Genomic DNA, 4038 nt, shown 5'->3' with positions numbered 1-4038 from the left:
TATACAGAATAGCAATAAATACCAGCGCATAACCGGCGGATAGTCGCGCATCGCGAACGCGAGGAACGGTGAAGAAGCGGACAATAACGTGAGGTAACCCTGCCGTACCAATCATTAGTGCTCCGGTGATGCAGAATACATCCATCACTGACTTACTTCCTTCGGTATAAGCCGCAAAGCCCAACTCTTGATTTAAACCATCTAGTTTATCTAACAGATAAGTATCGGTTCCGGCAATGGTTGAGCCAAATCCTATTTGAGGGAATACTTCCCCGGTGAGTTCAATTGAGATGAAGATAGCGGGAACCATGAAAGCAAATATTAGCACGCAATACTGGGCTACTTGTGTGTAGGTAATCCCTTTCATGCCCCCTAATACCGCATAAAAGAACACAATGGCCATACCAATTACTACGCCCCAATTAATATCTACTTCCAAGAAGCGAGAGAACACGACTCCCACGCCCCGCATTTGCCCAGCAACGTAGGTGAACGACACAAACAGCGCACATACTACTGCTACTGTACGAGCCAGGTTAGAGTAATAACGGTCGCCAATAAAATCGGGCACAGTAAATTTACCGAATTTGCGTAGATACGGAGCTAGTAAAAGCGCCAGCAGTACGTAACCGCCGGTCCAGCCCATTAAATAAACAGCTCCATCGTAACCCATAAAAGAAATTAGCCCCGCCATGGAGATAAATGAGGCGGCTGACATCCAATCGGCTGCGGTAGCCAGTCCGTTGGCTAGGGGGGATACTCCCCCTCCGGCAACATAAAAGTCTTTAGTAGAACTAGCGCGCGACCAGATAGCAATACCAATATAAATAGCAAAAGTGATTCCGACCAAGATATAGGTCCAGGTTTGTACATCCATAGTTCAAGTTTAAAATTGACAATGAATAATTGATAATGATTAAGCTATTATTCACTATCAATTGTCAATTATCAACTGCTAAAATTACTTTTCGTCTACATCAAATTCTTTATCCAACTTATTCATGAGCCAGACATAAACGAAGATCAGAATAACGAAAACATAGATGGAGCCCTGCTGGGCAAACCAGAAGCCTAATTTAAATCCCCCGAGCTGAATGGAATTCAGCGTATCGGCGAATAAAACGCCAAAACCATAGGATACGATAAACCAGATACTGAGTAAAATTAATAGATACCGGACATTGCGCTTCCAGTAGTTTTGAAGATTGGTCATACAGAATTAGGTAGTTAAGCGCAAAAAATACGGATTATTCGGTAGAAAATGACTATTGCCGCTCAATTCTAACGGAAAATATGAAATTAGAGATATTAAACTCGCAATACCGGTAGCGGGGAGTAGGGAGCCCTGGGCCGAGGGCAAAAAGAAAACAAGTGTACCGGGAAATAGTAGTTAAGGGAAATATACTCCCAGCTCTTCGCCCCAAGCTCCCAGCTATTCTGCAACGATATAAATTAATGTTCTGTTTTAGTCATGGATCAGCAGTAACGGTATACGCGTATGAAATAGCATGTGCCGGGTTTTACTAGCTTGAAAAAATTGAGCGAAGAAATTATGCTGTTGCGGAATCATGGTAAGTACATCTACTTCATTTTGAGCTAAGTGCTTCTGTATTCCTTTGTTTACACTGTCGTGAGCAATGATATGTAGCTGGTGCGGTACATCTTCTAAGAAATTCTCCAGTGCTGTTTGAAATTGAACCTGTCCTGGAGTACATTCTTTACCTTGCAGACGAATATAGAGCACATCGAGTTTAGCGTTAAAGAGCTGAACAAGAGTTTTGACCTGGTCCATTGTCGTAAGCGAAGAATGTTGGTCTAATGCAGTGGTAAGCAGAAACTTCTTCGGTACAGTGAACCGCACATTGCTAGGAATAGCCAGCAACGGACAAGGTGATTTAACCGCTACATCCGAAGTGACACTGCCTAGCCACTCTAACAGCCCTCCTGCGTGCCGGGTACCCATTACAATAAGATCTACCTCTTTTTCTTTAGCAACTCTTCGAATAACCTCCGAAGCTGGACCAAGTACAGTAATACATTCGTATTCGACGCTAGGGGAGGGGAGGAAGTCATGCTGAAGCTGACCCATTTTTTTGTCAGACTCTAATTTTAACTCGCTCATATTCACCGCTTCGTAGTAACCGGCCGGATAAGCTGCCGTTGATGCACTCGGAATACGGCAAGCATGCAAAATATATAGTTTAACGTTGACTGCTTCGGCCAGTTTTAGGGCATAAGCCAAAGCATTGTCAGCGGTAGTTGAAAAGTCGGTGGTAAGTAATACAGATTGTATCGGTTTCATGGCTATGAGTGTTTAGTGACTCATAAGATAGCCTTCTATCAATCAGACTGCCATGACAATAATCAGTTTAGAAATTGATTTTATCACCTACTGATAACTACTAGCGCGCGATTGTATCGCGTGCGCTCTGATTATAATAACCCAACGTTTAATAAACCTTTCTGCCCGTTGTAATCTCGGGCCGAGCTGTACCAATAGTACTCTGCCTCGTCCACAATTTCTGCCTTAACTGGGTTCTGATGGATATAATTCAGTCGTTGCTCCAAAAGATGATTAGTGTCAAGCAAAATCGGGTGGTTACCATCTCGCCAGACTTTAGAGTGTGTAACCCGTTTCAGATTGCTACCTGCCTGTGCGAAGGCGCGAATAAGCCAATCCCTACGGCTTTCGTTGATGTTTGGCAGCAATTTAACGGTTTGCTTGCTAGTATATTTCTTCAAATCACGGAGTATGGCTGATAGAGTTTGTTGCTTGCTACTGACAATGAGATGGGCGTGGCTAGGCATCAGTACCCAGGCATGAATAATCAGCCCTTTTTCCCGCTGGCAGTGCCGAAGTGAGTCCAAATACAAATGTTTGAATTCTGTTCGGGTGAACAAATCGATCCAGTACACCACCGTCATGGTGATAAAGTAGATGCCTTCCGGGTCGTGGAACTTATACTTTTCTGACATGTATTCGCACGCGATACAATCGCGCGCTAGTTCTGTTATCCTTCTAATTAAATACTTACTCTAGCACGATTGTATCGCTTACTAAGAATTACTTGGCACTACAATGCCCATTGACTCGAGCAGCTGAGGCTCATCGTGGCAGACAAATTTGGCGGCGTTGATAAAGTGACGAAACCAGTTGCGTAAATCATTCAAAGCTAACTGCTTATTACGGGTGGTCTGCTGGGCTTGACGACGGGCGTCATTACGCAGTACCTGTAGTTCAGATAATTGATCTAGTAGCTTTCTAACTTCGGTTACTTCTTTCGCTTGTACACCAAAGGGACTAAGTGCTTTAGGATCTACGTTGGTATAAAACGTTCGCACTTGCTCAAACCAAGCGGCAAAGCGAGTCTGTCGGGGGCCTGGTAGTTGTAATGTGTATTTCATGGCCTCATCGCCGCGGTACATAAAGCGGGCAGCTTCCAAATGCTGAAAATACAGTGAGTTAATCATTTCTTTAGCGGTCCGGTACGCCCGTTGGGTCACGCGCACATTATTGGCCGTAGCTGTTTGCCGATCTTGCCAAATGGTTACTTCCTTCATTAAGGCAAGTCCCGCTTTAACCTTATCGGGACCAAACCCGCCGGTTTGAAAAGCTTCGGTTAATTCAGATACAGTTAAGGCTGCTTGCACCGCTACATCTACTTGCACAAGCAATTCTTTCTGATTCAATTTTGATACTTTCATATGAGGGCGTTGAATTATATAAAACAAATTAAACAATTGTTCAACTATCAAAAAACCTAGTTGAACTATAAATATTACGTAGGTAAGAGGTTCACCAGAATTTTAAAACTAGCTAGATTTTGAGAAATATTAGGGTAATATAAGTATCGGGAAGGGGTGATATAGAGAATAAACGATAAAGAGAATTCTTATTCAGGAATGAAATTACCTATAAGTAGGCATTTAAGTCATGCTGTAGGGGTGAAATAGGTCATATTTTACCACGGAAAACTAATTGAATCACTTCATATTACCTAGCTAGTCCATATGATATAGCGAGAACCAGGTTCAATC

At 43.0% G+C, this 4038-nt stretch carries 5 protein-coding genes; all 5 read right to left on the bottom strand.

Annotation, left to right across the window (positions count from 1 at the left end):
* Positions 1–877, bottom strand: an 877-nt coding sequence (locus tag WBA23_RS15710) for a VC_2705 family sodium/solute symporter (protein WP_424583235.1), incomplete at its 3' end; no start/stop codon positions are given.
* Between the two features lie 84 nt (positions 878–961).
* Entirely contained in the window at positions 962–1213 is a 252-nt protein-coding gene (locus WBA23_RS15705) for a DUF4212 domain-containing protein (RefSeq protein WP_424583234.1), read from the bottom strand.
* 252 nt (positions 1214–1465) lie between these two features.
* Positions 1466–2302: a universal stress protein gene (locus WBA23_RS15700; protein ID WP_424583233.1), complete on the bottom strand. Its 837-nt coding sequence runs from the start codon at positions 2300–2302 to the stop codon at positions 1466–1468.
* A gap of 131 nt (positions 2303–2433) precedes the next feature.
* On the bottom strand, positions 2434–2976 hold the full coding sequence (locus WBA23_RS15695) for an REP-associated tyrosine transposase (protein WP_424583232.1): 543 nt from the start codon (positions 2974–2976) through the stop codon (positions 2434–2436).
* Positions 2977–3057: 81 nt separating this feature from the next.
* Complete coding sequence (locus WBA23_RS15690) at positions 3058–3705, bottom strand: hypothetical protein (protein ID WP_424583231.1); 648 nt, start codon at positions 3703–3705, stop codon at positions 3058–3060.
* Between the last annotated feature and the right edge of the window lie 333 nt (positions 3706–4038).

This window comes from Tunicatimonas sp. (assembly GCF_049647865.1).
Taxonomy (GTDB): Bacteria; Bacteroidota; Bacteroidia; order Cytophagales; family Cyclobacteriaceae; genus Tunicatimonas.
This window is presented reverse-complemented; position numbering and strand designations above follow the sequence as displayed.

Coding starts and splice junctions, on each gene's coding strand:
- WBA23_RS15705 (WP_424583234.1), bottom strand. CDS start 1,213: ATGACCAATCTTCAAAACTACTGGAAGCGCAATGTCCGGTATCTATTA.
- WBA23_RS15700 (WP_424583233.1), bottom strand. CDS start 2,302: ATGAAACCGATACAATCTGTATTACTTACCACCGACTTTTCAACTACC.
- WBA23_RS15695 (WP_424583232.1), bottom strand. CDS start 2,976: ATGTCAGAAAAGTATAAGTTCCACGACCCGGAAGGCATCTACTTTATC.
- WBA23_RS15690 (WP_424583231.1), bottom strand. CDS start 3,705: ATGAAAGTATCAAAATTGAATCAGAAAGAATTGCTTGTGCAAGTAGAT.